19 protein-coding genes are annotated in these 22,402 nt (G+C 65.6%); 11 read left to right on the forward strand and 8 right to left on the reverse strand.

Annotation, left to right across the window (positions count from 1 at the left end; genetic code table 11):
• Nucleotides 1-10 precede the first annotated feature (10 nt).
• The 4 genes from C8C94_RS19460 to C8C94_RS19475 form a co-directional block, all read right to left on the reverse strand.
• Entirely contained in the window at nt 11-1,318 is a 1,308-nt protein-coding gene (locus C8C94_RS19460; protein WP_055398770.1) for a Glu/Leu/Phe/Val dehydrogenase, read from the reverse strand.
• Between the two features lie 194 nt (nt 1,319-1,512).
• Entirely contained in the window at nt 1,513-2,400 is an 888-nt protein-coding gene (locus C8C94_RS19465; protein WP_121421879.1) for a PPK2 family polyphosphate kinase, read from the reverse strand.
• Nucleotides 2,401-2,453: 53 nt separating this feature from the next.
• Entirely contained in the window at nt 2,454-2,858 is a 405-nt protein-coding gene (locus C8C94_RS19470) for a GFA family protein (RefSeq protein WP_121421880.1), read from the reverse strand.
• Between the two features lie 128 nt (nt 2,859-2,986).
• Nucleotides 2,987-3,976: a GlxA family transcriptional regulator gene (locus C8C94_RS19475; protein ID WP_121421881.1), complete on the reverse strand. Its 990-nt coding sequence runs from the start codon at nt 3,974-3,976 to the stop codon at nt 2,987-2,989.
• Between the two features lie 114 nt (nt 3,977-4,090).
• On the opposite strand from C8C94_RS19475, the gene C8C94_RS19480 reads away from it, so the two are divergent.
• Entirely contained in the window at nt 4,091-4,903 is an 813-nt protein-coding gene (locus tag C8C94_RS19480) for an MBL fold metallo-hydrolase (RefSeq protein ID WP_121421882.1), read from the forward strand.
• Between the two features lie 49 nt (nt 4,904-4,952).
• Here C8C94_RS19480 and C8C94_RS19485 read toward each other — a convergent pair whose 3' ends face one another.
• Nucleotides 4,953-7,115, reverse strand: a complete 2,163-nt coding sequence (locus tag C8C94_RS19485) for a TonB-dependent siderophore receptor (RefSeq protein ID WP_233573522.1) — start codon at nt 7,113-7,115, stop codon at nt 4,953-4,955.
• A gap of 220 nt (nt 7,116-7,335) precedes the next feature.
• Nucleotides 7,336-8,271, reverse strand: coding sequence for a LysR family transcriptional regulator (locus C8C94_RS19490; protein ID WP_121421883.1), 936 nt, complete (start codon nt 8,269-8,271; stop codon nt 7,336-7,338).
• A gap of 72 nt (nt 8,272-8,343) precedes the next feature.
• On the opposite strand from C8C94_RS19490, the gene C8C94_RS19495 reads away from it, so the two are divergent.
• Nucleotides 8,344-8,805, forward strand: a complete 462-nt coding sequence (locus tag C8C94_RS19495) for a PACE efflux transporter (RefSeq protein WP_199727052.1) — start codon at nt 8,344-8,346, stop codon at nt 8,803-8,805.
• A 209-nt stretch (nt 8,806-9,014) separates the two neighbouring features.
• On the opposite strand, the gene C8C94_RS19500 is transcribed toward C8C94_RS19495, so the two are convergent.
• Nucleotides 9,015-9,926: a response regulator gene (locus tag C8C94_RS19500; protein ID WP_121421884.1), complete on the reverse strand. Its 912-nt coding sequence runs from the start codon at nt 9,924-9,926 to the stop codon at nt 9,015-9,017.
• Nucleotides 9,923-13,363, reverse strand: a complete 3,441-nt coding sequence (locus C8C94_RS19505) for an ATP-binding protein (protein ID WP_121422991.1) — start codon at nt 13,361-13,363, stop codon at nt 9,923-9,925. Before C8C94_RS19505 ends, C8C94_RS19500 begins: the two co-directional genes overlap by 4 nt.
• Before the next feature lie 245 nt (nt 13,364-13,608).
• On the opposite strand from C8C94_RS19505, the gene urtA reads away from it, so the two are divergent.
• The 9 genes from urtA (at nt 13,609) to C8C94_RS19550 (ending at nt 22,342) form a co-directional block, all read left to right on the forward strand.
• Complete coding sequence (urtA, locus tag C8C94_RS19510) at nt 13,609-14,874, forward strand: urea ABC transporter substrate-binding protein (protein ID WP_121421885.1); 1,266 nt, start codon at nt 13,609-13,611, stop codon at nt 14,872-14,874.
• A 159-nt stretch (nt 14,875-15,033) separates the two neighbouring features.
• Entirely contained in the window at nt 15,034-15,948 is a 915-nt protein-coding gene (gene urtB, locus C8C94_RS19515) for an urea ABC transporter permease subunit UrtB (RefSeq protein ID WP_121421886.1), read from the forward strand.
• Nucleotides 15,949-15,994: 46 nt separating this feature from the next.
• On the forward strand, nt 15,995-17,206 hold the full coding sequence (urtC, locus tag C8C94_RS19520; protein WP_121421887.1) for an urea ABC transporter permease subunit UrtC: 1,212 nt from the start codon (nt 15,995-15,997) through the stop codon (nt 17,204-17,206).
• Nucleotides 17,207-17,231: 25 nt separating this feature from the next.
• Nucleotides 17,232-17,975, forward strand: coding sequence for an urea ABC transporter ATP-binding protein UrtD (gene urtD / locus C8C94_RS19525; RefSeq protein ID WP_099742696.1), 744 nt, complete (start codon nt 17,232-17,234; stop codon nt 17,973-17,975).
• 35 nt (nt 17,976-18,010) lie between these two features.
• Entirely contained in the window at nt 18,011-18,700 is a 690-nt protein-coding gene (gene urtE, locus C8C94_RS19530) for an urea ABC transporter ATP-binding subunit UrtE (RefSeq protein ID WP_057228091.1), read from the forward strand.
• Nucleotides 18,701-18,887: 187 nt separating this feature from the next.
• Nucleotides 18,888-20,114 (forward strand): formamidase, encoded by a 1,227-nt coding sequence (gene fmdA / locus C8C94_RS19535; RefSeq protein ID WP_057228093.1) that lies wholly within the window; start codon nt 18,888-18,890, stop codon nt 20,112-20,114.
• A 33-nt stretch (nt 20,115-20,147) separates the two neighbouring features.
• Complete coding sequence (locus tag C8C94_RS19540; RefSeq protein WP_121421888.1) at nt 20,148-20,492, forward strand: zinc ribbon domain-containing protein; 345 nt, start codon at nt 20,148-20,150, stop codon at nt 20,490-20,492.
• A 15-nt stretch (nt 20,493-20,507) separates the two neighbouring features.
• Entirely contained in the window at nt 20,508-21,548 is a 1,041-nt protein-coding gene (locus tag C8C94_RS19545) for an aliphatic amidase (protein ID WP_121421889.1), read from the forward strand.
• An 89-nt stretch (nt 21,549-21,637) separates the two neighbouring features.
• Complete coding sequence (locus tag C8C94_RS19550; RefSeq protein WP_121421890.1) at nt 21,638-22,342, forward strand: hypothetical protein; 705 nt, start codon at nt 21,638-21,640, stop codon at nt 22,340-22,342.
• Nucleotides 22,343-22,402 lie beyond the last annotated feature (60 nt).

The following is a 22,402-nucleotide window of genomic DNA, read 5'->3' on the forward strand; positions in this document are numbered from 1 at the left end:
TCAGGGGGGCTTACGGATACAGTCCGCGCATTTCGCGCGCATGGAGAATGCGCTGGCAGGCCACGATGAAGGTGGCGGTGCGCAGGCTCACCTTGTGCTCTTGCGCCACTTGCCAGATGCCCGCAAAGGCCTCCTGCATGATGCGCACCAGGCGGGCGTTGATCTCGTCTTCGCTCCAGAAGAAGCTGGAGAAATCCTGCACCCATTCAAAGTAGCTCACCGTCACACCGCCCGCGTTGGCGATCACGTCGGGCAGCACCAGCACGCCCTTGTCGTGCAGGATGTCATCGGCCTCGGTGGTCGTGGGGCCGTTGGCGCCTTCAATCACGAGCTTGGCCTTGATCTGGCCTGCGTTGTCCTTGGTGATCTGGCCTTCCAGCGCAGCAGGGATCAGGATCTCGCAATCCACGCCCCAGAACTCCTCGGCCTTCATCACATCGGCGCCGGCAAAGCCGCCCACGCCGCCACGGGTCTTCACATGCGCCAGCAGCGCGGGCACATCGAGGCCCTTGCTGTTGAAGATGGTGCCGGTGTGATCTTGCACAGCCACCACCTTGGCGCCTGCTTCGGCGAACAGCTTGGCCGCAATGCCGCCCACGTTGCCAAAGCCTTGGACTGCGATGCGGGCACCTTCCAGCGCCAGGCCGGTCAGCTTGGCGGCTTCCACGCCCACTGTGTACACGCCGCGGCCGGTGGCCTCGACGCGGCCCAGCGAGCCGCCCAGGTCCACGGGCTTGCCGGTCACCACGCCGGTGGCGGTGGCGCCGGTGTTCATCGAATACGTGTCCATCATCCAGGCCATGATCTGGCCGTTGGTGTTCACATCAGGCGCAGGGATGTCCTTGGACGGGCCGATCAGCAGGCCGATCTCGCTGGTGTAGCGGCGCGTCAGGCGCTCCAGCTCACCCATCGAGAGCTTCTTGGGGTCCACGCGGATACCGCCCTTGGCGCCGCCGTAGGGCACGTTCACCGCAGCGTTCTTCACCGACATCCAGGCCGACAGGGCCATCACTTCCGACAGCGTCACGTCCTGGTGAAAACGCACGCCGCCCTTGCCGGGGCCCCGGCTCAGGTTGTGCTGCACGCGGTAGCCTTCGTAGTGGGCGATGGTGCCGTTGTCCAGCTCGATCGGCACGTCCACGATCAGGATGCGCTTGGGACGCTTGAGGGTTTCCACCCAACGCGCCAGGCTGCCCAGGTAGGGGGTGACGCGGTCTACCTGCTGCAGGTAGTTGCCCCAGGGGCCGAGGTGGTCGGCCTGCAGGTACGAGGGCAGGGGGTGGGATTGTGCGGCAGGGGCGCCGACGGGTTGCGACATGGTGAATTCCTTGTGGGATCAGTTCAGGCTGCGAAGCTTATGCCTGCCGCTGCACGCTGTCTAAGGCCGTAGTGTTTTGGTGCTATGCAATTAATGCATAACCACGGGAAAACACCGCCCAATGCGGCACTGCAACAAAAATGTGGCCAGTGAAAACGCCGAGAAGGCAGCGTGCTGCACCGCCGCACGAGCGGTCATTTCACCGTGAAGCCGGCCAGCGCGGGGTCGCCAGCTGGGTAGCGCAGGTCCAGCTTCTGCAGCACCTCGCGCAGCACCGTGGCGATCATCAGGTTGCGGTGCGTCTTGGAGTTGGCGGGCACGATGGTCCAGGGCGCCCAGGGCGTGTGGGTGGCAGCGAGCAGGGTGCCATAGGCATCTTGGTACTGCGCCCACTGCTTGCGCACTTCAATGTCGCCCATGCTGAACTTCCAGTGTTTGGCCGGGTCATCCAGGCGCTCTTGCAGCCGCTCGCGCTGCTCATCAAACCCGATGTGCAGCAGAAACTTGAGCACGATGGTGCCCGTCTCGCTGAGCATGCGTTCAAAGTCGTTGATGTGCGCCAGACGCTGCTGGTGCTGCTCCGGCGTGATCCAACCGTTGACCACGGGCACCAGCACGTCCTCGTAGTGGCTGCGGTTGAACACGGTGATGTCGCCCGCCTGCGGCACCTGCTGGTGGATGCGCCAGAGGTAGTCGTGTGCGCGCTCGGTTTCGGTGGGGGCCTTCCAGCCCACAGCGTGTACGCCCAGGGCGCTCATGCGGCCAAACACGCCACGGATGGTACCGTCCTTGCCCGAGGTGTCGGTACCTTGCAGCACCACGAGCAGCTTGTAGCGCTTGTCGGCGTAGAACAGGTTCTGCAGTCCGTCCAGTTCCACCGCCAGGTCTTCGACGGCTGCCTTGTCCTGGGCCTTGTCGCCCAGCGAGAAGGGTTTGGCGCCGGGATCGAAGTCTTCCAGTGACACGGTGTGCCGTGGGGGCTCGCGGCGCCGTTCTTCGGTCGCAGGCTTTGCAGGCGCAGGCTGCCAGGGCAGCAGGCGCTGCATCAAAGAGGACTTGCTCGGATCAAGCGGAAAAGGCATGGAGACTCCAGGCAGGGCAGCGGCAGTGGCGCTATTGGAACACTGCGGGGCCCTCAAAGATATCCGCTGTGCGCAGGTGCCTGCTGCCACTGGTCGTGCAGCCCGTCCACCCGCACGATGGCCAGGCGCGCAAGGTCTTCGTCGGTCAGGCCATTGATACATCCCACGTTCACGCCGTGCATTTCGCCCATCGGTGTGTCGGTGCCGTGGCCGAACACGCGCACGCCGCAGTGGCGGCAGAAGTAGTGGTGGTTCTTGTGGGTGCCGAAGGTGTATCGCGTGAGGTCGCCTTCGCCCTGGGTGATGCGAAAGCCCCCGGGCAGTGCCACGGAAGGCCAGAAGCGCGTGCGGCGGCAGATGCTGCAGTTGCAGCGGTAGGTGGGCTGGGCCAGGTCCAGCGTGGCCTCGACTTCGACGGCGCCGCAGTGGCAGGTAGCGGTGTAGGTGGAAGCAGGCATGGGTGTTCGTCCTGTCGTGGTGCTAAGAGTTGATGCAGAGGGAGCGGGGGCATGATCGCAAACTTTGCGCTCGGCGGCATCCTCCTTGTGAACGATCCCGTGCGCTGGCTGCACCCGCCCCTGCACCTTCACCCGTGCGCCATGCGGTAGGCCAGCGGCGTCTGCCCCGTGGCCTGCTGAAAAGCGCGGTGCAGGCCCGCCTCGCTGGCAAACCCCAGGTCCTCGGCAATGCGCTTGAGCGGCAGGGGTGTGTCGCACAGGGCCTCGCTCACCTGCCGCAGCTTGATGCGCCGCATCCAGTGCGCGGCAGAGAGCCCCGTGTGCGCCTGCACCCGCCGCGCCAGCGTGCGGGGCGACAGGCCCAGCGCCTCGGCCAGTGCGGGCAGGCGCAGTGCGGTGGCGGGGCAACGCTGCACCCAGAGCATCGCGCGCCGCAGTTCGGCGTCGGCCACTGCCATGAGGTCGTGCCCCGCAAACGCCGGGTGGGTGGTGCGCGGGCGGGGCAGCATCAGCAGCGACTGCAGATCTGCCAGGGCTTCAGCGTCCAGCCGCGTTGCCAGTGCGTGCAGCATCAGCGGCAGGTAGCCGTTGGCGCCTGCCGCGGTGGTGATGGGGCCGTCTTCCACCAAAGGTTCGTCAAAACGCCAGTGCACCGCGCCAAACTGCTGTTGAAGCGGGGCCCGCAGCCACCAGGTGGCCGTGGCGCCACGCCCGCGCATCCGGCCGCTGGCCGCAGCCAGCGCTACGCCCGCGCAATAGCTCCACACCTGGGTGCGGCGGGGCAGGGCGCGCAGTGCCGCGATGGCGGGTGCGATGTGCTGTTGCTGCTGCGGCGCCTGCAGTCCGTCGGGCGAAGACAGCCACAGGCCTGGCACCAGCACCGCGTCCACCTCGGCCTGCACCAGGCTGACGCTGGGCGTGAGGGCGGGGCCTTGCCAGGTGGGCACAGACTGCAGGTCTGCACCGGCCCAGCAGGTGGTGATCACCGGCCGCTGCGCGCGCAGGTTGGCGGCGCGGGCCAGGTCGGCGGTGGCAAAGAGGCCTGCGGGCATGCAACCGGGGTACAGCAACAGTGCCAGGCGCAAGGGTGGTGCAGGTGGTGCGGTGGTGCGGCGCATGGTGGCGGGGTAGTTTGGCTAGAAATGGAAAGAAATTGTCAAACCAGGCCATTCTCGCCGGGCGTCCGATTCCCAACAATCCACTGCATACCCACTGGCTTCGGAGCCCACACCATGCAGATCACCCAATTGCGCAACGCCACCGTGCTTCTTGAATTCCAATCCCAGGGACGCCCCGTGGGCCTGCTGGTGGACCCCATGCTCGCCCCCCGGGGCAGCCTGCCCGCGCTGCGCTATCTGGGCAGGGGGCGCCAGCGCAATCCCATTGTGGAGCTGCCCGGGGGCACCGATGCGCTGCTGGAGCGTGTGACCCACGCCCTCATCACGCACTGCCAACGCGGCCATTTCGACCACCTGGACCGAGCTGGCAAGCGCTTTCTGCGCGAGCGGCAGATTCCGGTGATCTGCATGCCACGCGATGCTGACTACCTGGCGCAGCGCGGCCTGCTGGTGTGGCCGCTGGCGGGGCCAGCGCGCCAGCCGTGGGCGCTGGGCGGCCATGTCACGCCGATTCCGTGTGTGCACGGTACCGGCTGGGTAGGCCGCTTCATGGAGCACGGCCACGGCTACCTGCTGGAGCTGCCGGGCGAGCCCAGCGTCTACCTGGCGGGCGATACCATGCTCACGCCCACGGTGCGCGACTGCCTGGCGCGCCTTCAGCCTACGGTGTCGGTGTTGCCTGCGGGCGGGGCCCGGTTCGATGTGGGGGCAGAAATCCTCATGGATGCCGCCGACATGGCCGAAGCCGCGCAGCTGGCCCACGGCACGCTGGTGGTGAACCACCTGCAGGCGCTGGACCACTGCCCCACCACGCGCGCAGCGGTGTGCCAATTGGCGGTGGACGGTGGCTGGGCAGACCGCCTCTGGGTGCCGGAGGATGGTGACAGCAGAAGTTTTCCTTGTCGTGCAGTAGTTGATTGCTATTAAATGTATAGCTATTAGCGCTTGATAAACAAGCGCTAGAGCCCTATTTGGCTCAAAAAACCACCTGCACCCCCGCCACCACCTGGCGCCCCAGGCCCGGGATCACGGTGAGTGCGCCCCACGAGGCCGTGTAGTACGCCTTGTCGAACAGGTTGTGGACGTCCAGCGTCAGGCGCGTGCGCTTGTCGATCTGCCAGTAGCCGGTGATGCGCGCCGTGGTGTAGGCGGGCAGGCGGTAGGTGTCGGTGGCGGTGCCCGTGCGCTCGCCCACATGCACCAGGCCGCCGCCGATGCCGTAGCGGCCGCCCCAGGGCGCCTGGTCTTCGCGGATGGCAAACAGCCCGGCGCTCACGCGCGGCACATTCAGCAGGCGCTTGCCCAGCAGTGCGGGGTTGTTGTCGCGGGTCACCTCGGTGTCGGTGTAGGCCATGTTGGCCGTCATGCGCCAGTGGGTGTCTATCTGCCCGGCCACATCCAGCTCCAGGCCCCGGCTTTGCACCTCGCCCGCGGCGATGCTGAAGTTGGCGTTGGTGGGGCTGCGCGTGAGCACATTGGTCTTGCGGATATCGAACAGCGCCACGCTCGCGGTCAGGCGCTGGTCGGCCGACTGCCATTTGGCGCCCAGCTCCAGCGCTTGGCCCTTTTGCGGGTCAAACGCCTTGCCGCTTTCATCGGCGCCCGCGTTGGGGCGGAACGAGCGCCCGGCCGAGGCATAGACCGAGGTGTTGGGGTTGATCAGGTATGTCAGCCCGATGCGCGGCGTGGTGGCCGAATGCTCCTGCACTTGGCGGGTGGCGGCCAGGCGGTTTTCGCTGTCCTGGTGAAAGCGGTCAAAGCGCACGCCGGCCAGCAGTTTCCACTTTGCGCTCAGATCGATCTGGTCCTGCACAAATACGCCCGTGGCGCGGGTGCGGTCCACCAGGTCAAAACCCGGCGTGAGGTTGCCCACTGGCTGGTTGTAGACCGGGTTGTAGATGTCGATGGCAAACGGCTGGCTGGCCAGGCTGGAATAGCGGATGTCCTGCGCCGCAGTGAGCCGCCAGGTCTCCACACCTGCCAGCACGGTGTGGCTGAAGCCGCCCGCTTGCAGCTTGCCTTCGACTTCGCCCTGCAGCGATGCATCGCGCGCTGGCAGGCTGCGCCAGCTGTCGCGGCGGGTCAGGGTACGGCCGTCGGCGGCCAGGGTGCCGGTCAGGTCCACGGCGGCGCCATACAGGTCCGTCTCGCGGTACGACGCACCCACGCGGGTTCGCCAGCCCTGGCCCAGGTCGTGGTCCAGCGTCACCTGGTGTGTGTCGCCGTTGACATGCAGGTTCTCGCGGCTGGGGTCGCCCAGGTAGCGGTCGGACGGCAGCGCGCCCACGTTGCCTCGCACCTGCACGATGCCCCGGTCCAGCGGGGTGCGGATGCGGATGAACTCCGCCTCGTAGTTCAACACGGTGTTGGCGCCCAGGTTCCAGGTGAGGGACGGGGCCACCACCATCTTGCGGTTGTCCACCAGCGCGGTACGGCTCGCGCCGTCCTCGGCCGCCACGTTCAGGCGGTAGGCAACGTCCGTGCCCAGCGGGCCGGTGGTGTCGAGCGTGGCACGGCGGTAGCCATGCCCGCCCACCTGCACACCCGCCTTGTGCGCGGGAGTGAACTGCGGCTTTTTGGTGACGATGTTGAGCGTGCCGCCCGGCTCGCTGCTGCCATACAACGCTGCCGCCGGGCCTTTGAGAAATTCAATGCGCTCGACCGAGCTCACGTCGCGCTGCGGGCCATAGCCCCGGTTGGAGGCAAAGCCGTTGAGCAGCTGGCCGCCGTCGGTGTTGCTGAAGCCACGGATCGCATAGTTGTCCCAGGTGCCGCCAAAGTCGTTCAGGCGGGTGATGCCGCTCACATAGTCCACGGTGTCGGCCAGGCGCGTGGCGCCCAGGTCTTCCATCAGCTGCTGGGGCACCACGCGCACGGACTGCGGGGTTTCGATCAGCGGCGTGTCGGTGCGTGTGGCTGCGGTGTTGCGCTGCGCGCCCTGGTAGCCGGTGGTGGCGCTGCTGTCACGCACCTGCACTTCCGACAGGGCGGGGCTGGTGGGGACGGCGTCGGTCGGTAGAGCCGATGAAACAGGGGGTGCCGTCTGGGCCATGGCGGCGCTGGCGGTAAAGGCGCACAGCGCCAGGGTGGCGCGGGCCGTAGCAGTCGGCCGGGCGGGCCGGGGAATCGAGGGATGCATGGTGCAGATCGGTAGAGAGAAAACGGCGGGGCTAGCTCCCGCGCGCCGTGCAAACCGCCGCACGGGAGAGAGGTCGCGTTGAACGGGGCACGGGCGGGGTGCAAATGAAAGGCCGCCATTATCCATGCAAATGCAAACAATTCGCATTTGCTTTTGCGGCAACGCTCCCTTGCCTTCTGGGTGCGCATGGGGGCGGGCAGCGCCTGCCTTGCAGGAGCGCTCAGCGGGGTGCTGCCTTGGCCGCCGTGGCCATCAGCGCCACAAACCGCGCCGCGCCCAGGCCCAACGGCCGTTCCTTCGACCACACCACATCCACCCACAGTGCGGTGCCGTTGCTCAGGTTCTCAAACGGCATCTCCACCAGCCGCCCCGCCTCGATGCGCGGCTGCACCAACGCCCGGGGCTGCCAGCCCCAGCCCAGGCCTGCTTCGATCATGCCCAGCGCGGCCAGGTGGTTGTCGGTGCGCCAGTGGTGACGGGCAAATACAAAACGTGGGTCGGTTTGCCCCAGGTCACGGCTGGCCACCACGATCTGGCGCGTGGTGGTCAGGTGTTCTTCGCGCAGCATGGCGCGCTCGGGCGGCTCGCCCCGGGCCAGGGCCGAGGCGCGCGCGCCCTGCAATACCGCATGGTCCGGCGCCATCACCGCCACCAGGGTTTCGGTGCCCACCTCCTGAAAACCCTCGCGCCCGTCGATGCTGGGCCGCTCGAACACCAGCGCCAGCTGTGCGCGGCCGCTGTGCAGCAGGGCCAGCGCATCCACCTGCGGGGCGGTCAGCACCTCCACCTGCAGCAGCGGGTATTCCGACGCCAGCGTGGCCAGGGGGCCTGTCCAGCGGGCGGCCAGCAGCTCGGGCGCGATGGCCAGCGTCAGCCGCTCTTCCAGCCCCTGCGTCAGCGCCAGCGCCTGGGCGTTGAGCTGCTGCAGCTGCCCGGCGAGCAACCGGGCCTGCGGTTCCAGCGCGCGTGCGGCGGCGGTGGGCCTGGGCTCGCGACCGCTGCGGTCAAACAGCTGCACATCCAGCTCGGCTTCCAGGTGGGCAATGGTCATGCTCACGGCCGACGGCACCCGCGACAGCGCCCGCGCCGCCGCCGAAAAAGAGCCGTGGTCCAGCGCTGCCAGGAACACCTGCACGCTATCTGAAGAGAAGGCCATGGGTGTGATCTATCAAATAACCTGAAACAAGCTGACTTTATATATCAGCTGCAGGCACATAAAGTCGCCACCATGGACAAGCAACCCACCCTTTTCGGCCTGCAGGGCCTCAAGCGCCGACTGATCTATGTGAGCCTGTACGAGCTGATCGCCATCGCGGCGGCCACGGCCGGGCTGGCCTTGCTCTCGGGCCAGGGTGCGGGCCATTCGAGCGTGGTGGCCGTGGCAGCCTCGGTGATTGCCATCGTCTGGAATATCGTCTTCAACTGGGCGTTTGAGCGCTGGGAAGCTCGCCAGCCCGTGCGCGGTCGCAGCGTTGCGCGGCGCGTGGCGCATGCCATCGGTTTTGAAGGCGGGCTGGTCTTCACCCTCGTGCCGCTGTTTGCCTGGTGGTTCGACATCACCCTGTGGCACGCGTTTGTGATGGACCTGGGGCTGATCGTGTTCTTCCTTTGCTACACCTTTGTTTTCAACTGGGTGTTCGACCACCTGTTCGGCCTGCCGGCGTCGGCCATGGAGCCGGTGTCTGTTTGAGGTTGCAAAATAATGTGCTATTGATTTAATAGCTTCGAGTCCTCTTCAGACAAGCGCCAGATGCCAATTTGACCCATAAACCACCTGATGTGGCGCTGGCTCAGGAATATCGGACGAATCGTTCGCCCTGAGCCCGTCGAAGGGCCCTGGCTTTGGCAGGCTCAGCTCGCAGGGACGGGGCAGGTGTGGCCCATCCGGAAAATCCGAACTCAGGCCTGTAGTAGCTGCCCCGCAATGGCCGCAGCGGCGGTGCGTGTCTCCACCCCCAGCTTTTCAAAAATGTGCTCCAGGTGTTTGTTCACCGTGCGCGGGCTCATGCCCAGGATGTCGGCGATGTCGCGGTTGGTCTTGCCCTTGCTCAGCCAGGACAGCACCTCGGTCTCGCGCGGGGTCAGTGCCACCTGCTGCAGGTGGCGCGGGGCGATGGCCTCGGGCGTGGTGTGGCTGAGCAGCAGCATCGACTCGGCCAGGCCGCTTGCGCCCAGGTGGCGGGCCAGCAACTGGCGGCCGCCGGCCAGCGCCAGGGTCTGGTCGCCGGTGGCTTGCGCGCGCACCAGCCAGGCAGCGGCGGCATCTGCGGGGGCGGGGTCGGCGGCAAAGGCGGCTTCCAGCCAGCGCAATGCCTGGGGTGAGCGCCAGGCCACGCGGCCTTGCCCGTCCAGCACCACCACACCCAGCCCGGCCACGTCCACCGCCTCGCGCGCCAGCCGCGTGGCCTGGGCGTTGCGCACATGGGTGGCGAGCCGGGCCAGCACCTCGGGGATGCGCAGGGGCTTGACCACATAGTCCACCCCGCCACTGGCAAAGCCCCGCAGGATCTGCTCGGTGTCCGACAAGCCCGTCATGAACACCACCGGCACGTGCGACCAGGGCGGCGTGGCCTTGAGCTGGCGGCATAGCGCAAAGCCGTCCATGCCGGGCATCACGGCGTCCAGCAGCACGCCGTCGGGCACGGTCAGGTCAAAACGCTGCAGGGCTTCTTCGGCGTCGCGCGCGGCCAGCACGGCGTAGCCCTCGGCGGCCAGGGCGTCGCACAGCATGCGCAGGGTGTCGAGCGCGTCGTCCACCACCAGGATCACGCGCTGGCTGACCTGCTGGCCTGGATGGGATTCGTCGTTCATAGGGTTCCCTCTTCGGGCTCGCGCAGGTGGTGGGCCAGGGTCTCAAAGTCGAAGCGGTCGGCACTGGCCTGCAGCAGCGCCAGCGTGGCAGCGTGGCCGGGCAGGTCGACGCGTGCGCGCCGCAGCCGCTCGCGCAGCGCGGCGGCCTGGCCAGACCGCGCCAGGCGGGTCAGGTCTTCGCGCAGTTCGTCGGGCAGCGTGGCCGGGGTGTCGTTCGGGTTGACGGGGCCCGCGGCGGGCTCGGGGCTGGGCGCAAGCGGCGTGTTGTCGCGCACCCATTCGAGCTGCAGCGCGTGCTCCAGCGCCTGGAGCAGTTCGGATTCGATCACCGGCTTTCCGACAAAGGCCTGGCACTGCTGCGCCGCCAATCGTGAGGCCTCGTGCTCGAACAGATTGGCCGAAACGAACACGATGGGCAGCTCGGACGCAGGCCGCAACTCGCGGAGCAGGGCGGCGGTCTGCCAGCCGTCCAGGTCGTCCATGGTGATATCGAGCAGCACCAGGTCGGGCGGTGTCTGGCGCACGATCTCGATGCATTCGCGCCCGCTGGCGGCCTCGCGCACCTCAAAACCCAGGGGCACCAGCAGGCCGGCCAGCAGCTGGCGCTGCAGGGGCTGGTCGTCCACCACCAGCAGCGTGCGCCGGGGCGCCAGGTAGCCGATGACGGGGCGCAGCGTGGCGCGGCTGGGCGTGGTCCAGGCCGGGTCTACCGCAATGCTGGGCAGGTACAGCCGCACGGTGAAGGTGCTGCCCTGGCCGGGGGTGCTGGTTAGCGTGAGCTGGCCACCCATCAGTTCGGCAAGCAGGTGCGTGATGGTCAGGCCCAGGCCCGTGCCCGCCTCGCTGGCGCGGCGCCCGGCGCTGCCGCGTTCAAACGGCACAAAGATGCGCTCCAGGTCTTGCGGCTCGATGCCGATGCCGGTGTCGATCACTTCAATGCGCGAGACATGCTGGCGAAAGTCCATGCGCAGCCGCACCTCGCCGCGCTCGGTAAACCGCACGGCGTTGGACAGCAGGTTGATCAGAATCTGCCGCAGCCGCTTGGCGTCGGCCCGTATCCAGCCCGGCATGGTGCCCAGTGTCTCCACCACAAAGTGCAGGCCCTTGGCCTCGGCCTGCGGGCGCAGCATGGCTTCGATGTTCTCGATCAGCTCGGGCAGTGGCAGGGGGGCCATGTCCAGCCTCAGGCGCCCCGCCTCGATGCGCGCCAGCTCCAGCGATCCATCGATGAGCGCATGCATGTGCTGGCCGCTGTGCTGCATGGTGGACAACGTCTCGCGCATCCAGCCCTCGGTATGCGGGTTCTTGAGCAGGATCTGTGTGTAGCCCAGGATGCTGTTGAGCGGCGAACGCAGCTCGTGCGTCATGCCTGCCACGTAGCGCGTCTTGGCCTGGTTGGCGGACTCGGCCTGGTCCTTGGCCGCCTGCAGCTCGGCGTCGGTGCGCTTGTGGGCTTCGATCTCCTGCAGCAGCAACTGGGTCTGCCGCTCCGACTCGTCCTGCGCCATGCGCCGGCTGTCGGTGCTCAGCACCACCCACCAGGCGCATACGGCGGCCAGCAGCGCCAGCAGCGCAAACACCTTGAGAAACGGCATCTGCAGCATTTGCCCGGGCACCGGGGTCTGCAGGCTTTCCTGCACATACACCACGCCCACCAGAAACGCCATCACCGCGCACAGCGACACCATCACCATCAGGTACTGCCCCAGGCGAAAGTTCACCTTGATGGCCCAGCGCTGCGGCAGCAAGGCTTCCACCACATTGCGCAGCTGGTCGGCCGCGCGCGAGCCGGTCTTGCAGCGGTCGTGGCAGCGCGATTCGAGCGAGCAGCACAGCGAGCAGATGGGCGCGGCATAGGCCGGACAGCGCGCCATGTCTTCGGACTCGAACTGGTTCTCGCACACGGCGCAGCGCACGATCTCGCCGGGCCGCCACTCGTTGCCGGGAGCGCGCGCCAGGTAGTAGCGGCCCTGCGTCAGCCAGGCCAGCAGCGGCGCCAGCGCCATCGACAGCACCAGCGCAATGAAGGGCGAAAACGCGGCCGCCTCTTCGCCCAGCAGCCCTGCATAGGCACAGCAGGCCACCGTGGCCGCCAGCACCATGGCGCCCAGGCCCACGGGGTTGAAGTCATACAGGTGCGCGCGCCGAAACTCGATGCCTTTGGGCGACAGGCCCAGCGGCTTGTTGATGACCAGGTCTGCCACCAGCGCACCCACCCAGGCAATGGCCACGTTGCTGTACACGGCCAGCACTTTCTCCAGCGCGCCAAACACACCCAGCGTCATCAGCAAGGTGGCGATCAACACGTTGAACACCAGCCACACCACGCGCCCCGGGTGGCTGCGGGTGACGCGCGCAAAAAAGTTGGACCACGCCAGCGAGCCCGCGTAGGCGTTGGTGAGGTTGATCTTGATCTGCGAGACCACCACAAACACCACCGTCACGGCCACCGCCAGGCCCGGCAGGCCCAGCGCCTGCATGACCTGGTGAAAGCCTGCGAGGAACATCTGCGTGGGCTCGGCCGCGCGCTGGGCGCCCACCTCGAACTGCAGCGCGGCAAACGCCAGAAAGGCCCCACCCGCCATCTTGAGCATGCCCATCACCACCCAGCCCGGCCCCGCCACCAGCACCGCGCCCCACCAGCGCAGGCGGTTGGCGGCAGTGCGCTCGGGCAGAAAGCGCAAAAAGTCCACCTGCTCGCCAATCTGCACCACCAGCGAAAAGATCACCGCCGCGGCTGCACCAAACATGAGCGGGTCGAACTGGCTGCTGCCGCTCTTGAGGCCCGACAGTCCCGCAAAGTCGCGGTACAGCTGCGGCTGGGCCAGCGCAATCCACACAAAGGGCAGCAGCAGCAAGAACAGCCACAGCGGCTGCGTCCACGCCTGCAGGCGCGATATGAGTGTGATGCCGCGCATGGCCAGGGGCAGCACCACCAGCGACGACGCGATGTAGCACCACTCTAGCGGCCAGTCCACCACCATCTGCAGCGCCAGCGCCATGATGGCAGCCTCCAGTGCAAAGAAGATGAACGTGAACACTGCGTAGATCAGCGAGGTGATGGTGGAGCCCAGGTAGCCAAAGCCCGCACCGCGCGTGAGCAGGTCCATGTCCAGCCCATAGCGCGCTGCGTAGTAGGCAATGGGCAGGCCGGTCAGAAAGATCAGCAAGCCCACGGTGAGGATGGCCCACATGGCGTTGCTGAAGCCGTAGTTCAGCGCAATCGCGCCACCAATGGCCTCCAGTGCCAGGAATGACAGCGAACCGAACGCCGTGTTGGCCACGCGGAATTCGCTCCAGCGCCGAAAGCTCTTGGGCGTGTAGCGCAGCGCGTAGTCCTCCATGGTCTCGTCGGCCACCCAGGCGTTGTACTCGCGCCGGAAACGAAAAATCGTTTGTGGTGCGCTCTGGGCATCGGGTGCTTGTGGTGAGGCCATGCCCAGCACAAAGCAAGAAGCGTTCTAGGCGCGCACCGCGTTGGGGCGTTGCACGGGCACGCGTTGCCATGGGCAGGTCCATGTGCAGGTGTATTTGCAGTGCATGCACCGGGGTGCGTACGCAGCCCTACGTTAATTGACGTATGGGCGCATTCAAGGGTTGTCCCTAACCTTCATTCCACAGCGCACACAACCCGCTTTGGTCCCGTCCCTTCATTCACACCGATCCTGCAAGGAGCGTCTTCATGAGCCACCCCTCCGACCCCCGCTTTAGTGACTCCGCCCAGGCCGAACCCGGCCGCCGTCGCATCCTGCAGGCGCTGGGCGCCGCATCCGTGGCGGGCCTGCCTGCCTGGTCGTTTGGCCAGCCCACGGCGCAGGTCAACACCACCAAGCTGGCCATCACCGACACCGAGGTCACCGTGGGCCAGTTGCACTCGGCCACCGGCACCATGGCGATTTCCGAAACCGGCTCCATCCAGGCCGAACAGCTGGCCATTGACCAGATCAACGCCATGGGCGGTGTGCTGGGCCGCAAGATCAAGGTCATCAAGGAGGACGGTGCCTCCGACTGGCCCACGTTTGCCGAAAAGTCCAAGAAGCTGCTCATCAACGACCGCTGCGCCGCTGTGTTTGGCTGCTGGACCAGCGCCTCGCGCAAGGCCGTGCTGCCGGTGTTCGAGAAAGAAAACGGCCTGCTCTACTACCCTACCTTCTACGAAGGCCTGGAGCAATCCAAGAACGTGATCTACACGGGCCAGGAAGCTACCCAGCAGATTCTGTACAGCCTGGAATGGGCCAAGACCGAGAAGAAGGCCAAGACCTTCTTCCTCATCGGCTCCGACTACATCTGGCCCCGCACCTCGATGAAGATTGCGCGCAAGCACATCGAGAACTTCCAGAAGGGCAAGGTCGTGGGCGAGGAGTACTACCCGCTGGGCAGCACCAACTTCGGCTCGCTGATGAACAAGATCAAGGTGCAAAAGCCCGACTGCCTGTTTGTGGCGGTGGTGGGCGGCTCCAACGTGGCGTTCTACAAGGCGCTCAAGGCCGCGGGCATCACGGGCGACAAGCAGCTGCTGGTCACGCTGTCGGTCACCGAAGACGAAATGACCGGCGTGGGCGGCGAGAACTTCAACGGTTTCTACTCGTCGATGAAGTACTTCCAGTCGCTCGACAACGAGAACAACAAGAAGTTTGTGGCGGCCTTCAAGGCCAAGTACGGCAAGGACGCCGTGATCGGCGACGTGACGCAGGCGGGCTACCTGGGCCCCTGGCTGTGGAAGGCGGCGGTCGAAAAAGCCAAGAGCTTTGACGTGGACAAGGTGGTGGCCGCATCGCCCGGCATCGAGCTGACCACCGCACCCGAGGGCTATGTGAAGGTGGACGCCAACCACCACCTGTGGAGCAAGTCGCGCATCGCCATGGGCATGCCGGATGCTTCGTTCAAGGTGGTGTCCGAGTCGCCTGCGCTGATCAAGCCGGATCCATTTCCCAAAGGTTATCAATAAACACCCCCTGAGGCGCTTCGCGTCTTCCCCCCTCTCTCGCTGCGCGGGAGGGGGACGACACCCTCGGTGCGGGGCGGCCCTTCCTCGGTGTCCCTCGCAAGAGGCCGCCCCATGGCACCGCTGTTCGTTTTCCAACGCTGCCCACGCAGGAGCTGCAACATGACCTTTTCCGAAATGATGAACATCGGCCTGATGCAGGGCTTTGCGGGCCTGAGTCTGTTTGCCGTGCTGCTGCTCATGGGGCTGGGCCTGGCCATCATCTTTGGGCAGATGGGCGTGATCAACATGGCCCATGGCGAGTTCATGACCATTGGCGCCTATACGATCTACCTGGGCTCCACCCTCGCGGCCAACCATGCGCCGCAAATGATTCCGTATTACTTTCCGCTGGCCATCGTGGCGGCGTTTGGGTTTGCGTTTGTAGCGGGCTGGCTGGTGGAATGGGGGCTGATCCGCCACCTGTACAAGCGCCCGCTGGACACCCTGCTGGCCACCTGGGGCATCAGCCTGGCCCTGCAGCAGTGCTTTCGCACCTTCATCGGCCCCAAGGAGGTCAGCCCCACTTTGCCCGACTGGCTGCTGGGCTCGTGGGCGCCTGCTGAGGGGTTGGACATCCCGATCAATGGCCTGTTTGTGCTGGCGTTGACGGCGGTGGTCACGGGGGGCGTGCTGCTGGCCCTGCACAAGAGCCGCTGGGGCCTGCGGGTGCGCGCCACGGTGAGCAACCGAGTCATGGCCAACGCCATTGGCATCGACACCCAGAAGACCGACCGCCTGACCTTCGCCATCGGTTGCGGCATTGCCGGTGTGGCGGGCGCGGCGTTTACCACCATCGGCTCCACCGGCCCCACATCGGGATCGCTCTACATCGTGGACGCCTTCCTGGTGGTCACCTTTGGCGGCGCGGCCAGCCTTTTGGGCACCGTGGTGTCTGCCTTCGGCATTGCGCAGACGCAGTCCATCACCGAATTCTTCATGGCGGGCTCCATGGCCAAGATGATCACGCTGTCGCTGATCGTGCTGATCCTGATGGTGCGGCCACAGGGCTTGTTCGCCTCCAAAGTTCGCCGATGAAATTCGCCCAACTGTCCATTTCCTTCGAGCCCACCGGAGTCTCCGCATGAACGCCCTCAAAGCCTGGATCCTGCGCTACCAGCTCGCCAGCCTGGTACTGCTCACCGTGCTGCTGGCCGTGGTGCTGCCGCTGGCACTCGACATCTTTCGGCTGAACCTGGTGGGCAAGTACCTCACCTATGCGTTCGTCGCTATCGGCCTCGTGATGGTGTGGGGCTACGGCGGCGTTCTCAGCCTTGGGCAGGGCGTTTTCTTTGGCCTGGGGGGCTATGCCATGGCCATGTTCCTCAAGCTCGAAGCGTCTGACCCCATCAGTACCAAGATCCAGTCCACGCCCGGCATCCCCGACTTCATGGACTGGAACCAGATCACCGAGCTGCCCAGCTTCTGGATTCCGTTCAAGAGCCTGCCGTTTGCGCTGGCGGCGGTCATCGTCGTGCCCACGCTGCTGGCCTGGATCATCAGCTTTGCGATGTTCAAGCGCCGCGTGGGCGGTGTGTATTTCGCCATCATCACGCAGGCCGTGGCGCTGATTCTGACGGTGCTCATCATCGGCCAGCAGGGCTACACCGGTGGCGTGAACGGCATGACGGATCTGAAGACCCTGTGGGGCTGGGACACGCGCACCGACAGCGCCAAATACATCCTGTACTACGTGTGCGTGGCGCTGCTCATAGGCTCGATCATCCTGTGCCGCTGGATACAGACCGGCAAGGTGGGCACGCTGCTGCTGGCCATGCGCGACAAGGAAGACCGCGTGCGGTTTTCGGGCTATGACGTGGCCAATTTCAAGGTGTTCACCTTCTGCCTGGCCGCAGCGCTGTCGGGCATCGGGGGCGCCATGTTCTCGCTGCAGGTGGGCTTCATGTCACCCAGCTTTGTAGGCATCGTGCCATCCATCGAGATGGTGATCTACGCCGCCGTGGGCGGGCGCATGAGCCTGGTGGGTGCCGTGTATGGCACCTTGCTGGTGAACGCGGGCAAGACGTATTTCTCGGAGAGCTTTCCCGAGCTGTGGCTGTTCCTCATGGCCGGGCTTTTCATCGGCGTGACCATGGCCTTCCCCATGGGCCTGGCGGGCCTGTGGGAGAGCCATGTGGTGCCCTGGTGGAAGGGCCGCCGCGAAGCGCTGCGCCAGGCATCGGTGCAGCCGCGGCTGGTGGCAGAGGCCTCGCCAGCCGCATCTGCTCCATCTGCATCGCCAGCCAGCACAACACCTGCAGCCCTGCCCGACGGCGTGAGCCGCCAGGGCGCATGACGCGCAACCACCGCTGGAGCACCCCATGAGCAATACCGACTTCGCCCTCGCCGTGGAAGACCTCACGGTGTCGTTTGACGGCTTCAAGGCCATCGACGCCCTGACCCTGTACATCGACAAGAACGAGCTGCGCGTGATCATCGGCCCCAACGGCGCGGGCAAGACCACGCTGCTCGATCTGATCTGCGGCAAGACCCGCGCCACGGGCGGCAGCATCAAGTTCAAGAACGAAGAACTCACGCGAATGGCCGAGCACCAGCGCGTACGGCTGGGCATTGGCCGCAAGTTCCAGACGCCATCGATTTACGAGAACCTGTCGGTCTTCCAGAACCTGGAGGTGTCTTACCCCGCAGGCCGCTCGGTGCTGGGCGCGCTGGCGTTCAAGTGCACCGATGAAGTCAAGGCGCGTGTGCAGGTGGTGGCCGAGGACATCGGCCTGGGGGACAAGCTCGACACCGAAGCGGGCCTGCTGAGTCACGGGCAAAAGCAGTGGCTGGAGATCGGCATGCTGCTGATGCAGGAGCCCGAGCTGCTGATGCTGGACGAGCCCATTGCCGGCATGAGCGCGCGCGAGCGCGAGCTGACGGCCGAGCTGCTTCAGCGCATCTGCAAGAACCGCGCGGTGATCGTCATCGAGCACGACATGGAGTTCGTCAAGCGCATTGCGCACAAGGTCACCGTCATGCACCAGGGAAAGATCCTGGCCGAAGGTCCCATGGAGAAGGTGCAAGCGGATCCCAAGGTCATCGACGTGTACTTAGGTCATTGACTTCCATACCCCATCGAACCCCACAGGAGCATCGCATGCTGGAAGTCAAAGATCTGTTTGTGGCCTACGGCCAGAGCGAGGCGCTGCACGGCATCTCGTTTGACGGCCGTGCCAACGAGACCGTGGCCATCATGGGCCGCAATGGCATGGGCAAAACCACGCTGTTCAAAAGCCTCATGGGTGTGATGCCCGTCAAGAGCGGCCAGATCACCGTGGCAGGCCAGGACGTGACGAAGGACGAGAGCTTTCGCCGCGTGGCCAAGGGCATCGCCTATGTGCCGCAAGGCCGCATGATCTTCCCGACCCTCACGGTCGAAGAGAACATCGAGACCGGGCTGGAAAACTCCAAGACGCGACAGATTCCCGAAGACATCTACGCACTGTTTCCCGTGCTGTGGGACATGCGTCGGCGCAAGGGAGGCAACCTATCGGGCGGGCAGCAGCAGCAACTGGCCATTGCGCGAGCGCTCGTCACCGACCCCAAGGTGCTGCTGCTCGACGAGCCCACCGAGGGCATCCAGCCTTCCATCATCAAGGACATCGCCAAGGCGCTCAACGAGATCCGCAAGCTGCGCCAGATCACCATCGTGGTGAGCGAGCAGGTGCTGTCGTTTGCCATGGACGTGGCCGACCGGCTGTTCGTTATCGAGGGCGGCCGCCTGGTGCATGAGACAGCGCGTGCCGACACCGACCAGCAACGCATCAAAGCTTATTTGTCTGTATGAGGCACCCCTGTGTCGCTTCGCGCCTTTCCCCTCTCTCGCATCGCTGCGCGCTGCGGGAGGGGGGCACCCCCAGCGCGGGGGCACTGGCCTTCGCCGTGACAGTTTCGCAGGCCGCTTGCCGTGCAAGCCCTGGACTCTCTTCCCCCACTTTTTCCTCTGTCCACCCACCCCTTCCAAGGAGCACGCCATGGCTGAAACCCTGATCAAGGTCGATCTGAGCAAGTCGCCCACCGAGAACGAAAACATCCACAACCGCTGGCACCCAGACATTCCCATGGCCTGCTGGGTCAACCCGGGCGATGAGTTTGTGCTGGAGACGTTTGACTGGACCGGCGGTTTCATCCAAAACAACGACAGCGCGGACGACGTGCGCGACATTGACCTGACGACGGTGCACTACCTCAGCGGCCCCGTGGGCGTGAAGGGGGCCGAGCCCGGTGACCTGCTGGTGGTGGACCTGCTGGACATTGGCGCCAAGCAGGACAGCCTGTGGGGGTTCAACGGCTTTTTCAGCAAGAACAACGGCGGCGGCTTCTTGACCGAGCACTTCCCGCAGGCGCAAAAGTCCATCTGGGACTTTCATGGCATGTTCACCAGCTCGCGCCATGTGCCGGGCGTGAAATACGCCGGGCTCATCCACCCCGGCCTGATTGGCTGCTTGCCCGACCGCAAGATGCTGGAGCAGTGGAATGCGCGCGAGCAGGCGCTCATCGACTCAGACCCCACGGCTGGGCTGGCCAACCCACCCTCGGTGGGCACCGCGCACATGGGCCGCCTCACGGGCGATGCCAAGGCCAAAGCGGCTGCCGAAGGCGCCCGCACGGTGCCCCCGCGCGAGCATGGTGGCAACTGCGACATCAAGGATTTGTCGCGCGGCGCCAAGGTGTTCTTCCCGGTGTATGTAGACGGCGCCGGGCTGTCGGTGGGCGACCTGCACTTCAGCCAGGGCGACGGCGAGATCACCTTTTGCGGCGCCATCGAGATGGCAGGCTGGGTGCATATGAAGGTCACGCTCATCAAGGGCGGCATGGCCAAGTACGGCATCAAGAACCCCATCTTCAAGCCCAGCCCCATCACGCCCACCTACAACGACTACCTGATCTTCGAGGGCATCAGCGTGGATGAGAGTGGCAAGCAGTACTACCTGGACGTGAACGTGGCCTACCGCCAGGCCTGCCTGAACGCCATCGAGTACCTCAAGAAGTTCGGCTATTCGGGCGCGCAGGCGTATTCCATCCTGGGCACAGCCCCGGTGCAGGGCCACATCAGCGGCGTGGTGGATGTGCCCAACGCCTGCGCCACGCTGTGGCTGCCCACGCAGATCTTTGACTTTGACATCAACCCGAGTGCGGCGGGGCCGATCAAGCACCTGGATGGCTCGGTGGCCATGCCGCTGTCGCCCGACCTGGTCTGACAGTCAAACACCATTGCTGCAGAAGGACCCGCCATGCCCACCTACGACTACGCCTGTGCCCAGTGTGGCGGCTTTGATGCCTTTCGCCTGCTGGCCGACCGCAACGAACCCGCCGCCTGCCCAGACTGCGGCGCAGCATCGCCGCGCGTGTTTGCCACCGCACCGCGCCTGGCGCTCATGAGCGCGTCCGCGCGCAGCGTCATCGCCACCAACGAGCGTGCGCGGCACGAGCCGCAGCGCTCGGGCGACTACGCCCGCCTCAAACACCCTGCAGGCTGTGGCTGCTGTTCGTCATCGCAAAGCCGCAAGGCCACGGTGACGGCGCCCAGCGGCGCCAAGGCGTTTCCGAGCAAACGGCCCTGGATGATTTCTCATTGATAGGGATGCTTCACCATGATTCACGGCGATATTTCAAGCAGCAAGGACACCGTCGGCGTGGCGGTGGTCAACTACAAGATGCCGCGCCTGCATACCAAGGCCGAGGTGCTGGACAACGCGCGCAAGATCGCAGACATGCTGGTGGGCATGAAGACCGGCTTGCCCGGCATGGACCTGGTGATCTTTCCGGAGTACAGCACCCACGGCATCATGTACGACGCCCAGGAGATGATGGACACGGCGGCCACCGTACCGGGTGAAGAGACCGAAATCTTCGCCGCCGCCTGCCGTAAGGCCAAGGTGTGGGGCGTCTTCTCGCTCACCGGCGAGCGCCATGAGGAGCACCCGCACAAGGTGCCCTACAACACCCTGATCCTCATGAACGACCAGGGCGAGATCGTGCAGAAGTACCGCAAGATCATGCCCTGGACCCCCATCGAAGGCTGGTACCCCGGGGACACCACCTACGTCAGCGACGGCCCGAAGGGCCTGAAGATCAGCCTCATCATCTGCGACGACGGCAACTACCCCGAGATCTGGCGCGACTGCGCCATGAAGGGTGCCGAGTTGATCGTGCGGTGCCAGGGCTACATGTACCCCGCCAAGGAGCAGCAGATTCTGATGAGCAAGGCCATGGCCTTTGCCAACAACACGTATGTGGCCGTGGCCAATGCCGCCGGGTTTGACGGCGTGTACAGCTACTTCGGTCACAGCGCCCTGATTGGCTTTGATGGCCGGACGCTCGGTGAATGCGGCGAGGAGGAATACGGCGTGCAGTACGCCGCGTTGTCGAAGAGCCTGATCCGCGACTTCCGCAAGAACGGGCAGTCTGAGAATCACCTCTTCAAGCTGCTGCACCGGGGCTACACAGGGCTGATCAACTCCGGCGGTGGAGACCAGGGTGTGGCCGCCTGCCCGTATGACTTTTACACCCGCTGGGTGACTGACCCCGAAGGCACGCGCAAGGCCGTGGAGGCCATCACGCGGCCCATGGTGGGCACCGAGGAGTGCCCGATCGAGGGTATCCCCAACCCCGACAGCGCAGACCGCTGCTGAGGCAACGGGATTCAGGGCCGTGGACTGAGATCTTCAAACAGTGTTAACCGGCTGTGAGGCGCCCACACTGCGCCCGATAATCGGCCCCCATGCGTGGGCCGTTCCTTTCTCTCCTGTGGATGTCATCGTGTGCACTGCTGTGCACCGTGCTCGCTGGCTGCGCGGCGAATGCGCCCACGCCACGCGGCGAGGTCAAGGGTGCCGCCACAACGCCCGCCGAGCTGGCCCAGTCCGACATGAACCGCGTGGCCACGCTGGCCATGCACGAGAACCTGGAGGGCTTGTTCCGCCTCATGGACAAGCTCTACCGCCGCAACCCCGCCGAATGGCGCAAAACCAGCGCCACCAGCCGCGAGCACGCCGCGGAGCAGGTGCGCACAGCCATCCTGCAGCGCCAGCCCTGGGCACCACTGCAGGGGCGGCGCGACATTGCCGCGATGGGCTTCGCGTTCGCGCCGGAGTTCAACGGGGACCGCGTGGCAGCCTTCATCCATGCCACGGCCGACATGATCATCACGGCCCATGGCGGAAAGATCGAATTCTTCTTGCTCGACGGCATGGATGCCCAGCACCTCTACAACGCCGCCCGCAATGTGGAAAGCGCCGTGTGGCTGCTGGCGGACGAGATCGGCCCCCAAGGCCGCAACCTGAGCTTTGAGCGCGAGTTTGGCAAGATCATCGCGCGCCTCGACCTGCTGGCTGCCCTGACCACCGAAAAGTACCGCCGCGCCGCCATCAGCTATGTGCAGGGCATTGTGGGCGGCACGTTCCTGCAGTTCCTGCCGGTGCGTTGAGAGCGATTCAGCCGCTTCAAACGCGGGACGCGCGGTCAGCGCGTGCCGCCATGCACGAAG

The sequence above is a fragment of the Acidovorax sp. 94 genome (genome assembly GCF_003634645.1).
GTDB classification, from domain to species: Bacteria; Pseudomonadota; Gammaproteobacteria; order Burkholderiales; family Burkholderiaceae_C; genus Acidovorax; species Acidovorax facilis.

Coding starts and splice junctions, on each gene's coding strand:
- C8C94_RS19495 (WP_199727052.1), top strand. CDS start 8,344: ATGGACAAGCAACCCACCCTTTTCGGCCTGCAGGGCCTCAAGCGCCGA.
- C8C94_RS19470 (WP_121421880.1), bottom strand. CDS start 2,858: ATGCCTGCTTCCACCTACACCGCTACCTGCCACTGCGGCGCCGTCGAA.
- C8C94_RS19480 (WP_121421882.1), top strand. CDS start 4,091: ATGCAGATCACCCAATTGCGCAACGCCACCGTGCTTCTTGAATTCCAA.
- C8C94_RS19550 (WP_121421890.1), top strand. CDS start 21,638: ATGCGTGGGCCGTTCCTTTCTCTCCTGTGGATGTCATCGTGTGCACTG.
- urtB (WP_121421886.1), top strand. CDS start 15,034: ATGACCTTTTCCGAAATGATGAACATCGGCCTGATGCAGGGCTTTGCG.
- C8C94_RS19475 (WP_121421881.1), bottom strand. CDS start 3,976: ATGCGCCGCACCACCGCACCACCTGCACCACCCTTGCGCCTGGCACTG.
- C8C94_RS19545 (WP_121421889.1), top strand. CDS start 20,508: ATGATTCACGGCGATATTTCAAGCAGCAAGGACACCGTCGGCGTGGCG.
- C8C94_RS19540 (WP_121421888.1), top strand. CDS start 20,148: ATGCCCACCTACGACTACGCCTGTGCCCAGTGTGGCGGCTTTGATGCC.
- C8C94_RS19460 (WP_055398770.1), bottom strand. CDS start 1,318: ATGTCGCAACCCGTCGGCGCCCCTGCCGCACAATCCCACCCCCTGCCC.
- urtA (WP_121421885.1), top strand. CDS start 13,609: ATGAGCCACCCCTCCGACCCCCGCTTTAGTGACTCCGCCCAGGCCGAA.
- C8C94_RS19505 (WP_121422991.1), bottom strand. CDS start 13,363: ATGGCCTCACCACAAGCACCCGATGCCCAGAGCGCACCACAAACGATT.
- C8C94_RS19490 (WP_121421883.1), bottom strand. CDS start 8,271: ATGGCCTTCTCTTCAGATAGCGTGCAGGTGTTCCTGGCAGCGCTGGAC.
- urtD (WP_099742696.1), top strand. CDS start 17,232: ATGAGCAATACCGACTTCGCCCTCGCCGTGGAAGACCTCACGGTGTCG.
- fmdA (WP_057228093.1), top strand. CDS start 18,888: ATGGCTGAAACCCTGATCAAGGTCGATCTGAGCAAGTCGCCCACCGAG.
- urtE (WP_057228091.1), top strand. CDS start 18,011: ATGCTGGAAGTCAAAGATCTGTTTGTGGCCTACGGCCAGAGCGAGGCG.
- C8C94_RS19485 (WP_233573522.1), bottom strand. CDS start 7,115: ATGCATCCCTCGATTCCCCGGCCCGCCCGGCCGACTGCTACGGCCCGC.
- C8C94_RS19465 (WP_121421879.1), bottom strand. CDS start 2,400: ATGCCTTTTCCGCTTGATCCGAGCAAGTCCTCTTTGATGCAGCGCCTG.
- urtC (WP_121421887.1), top strand. CDS start 15,995: ATGAACGCCCTCAAAGCCTGGATCCTGCGCTACCAGCTCGCCAGCCTG.
- C8C94_RS19500 (WP_121421884.1), bottom strand. CDS start 9,926: ATGAACGACGAATCCCATCCAGGCCAGCAGGTCAGCCAGCGCGTGATC.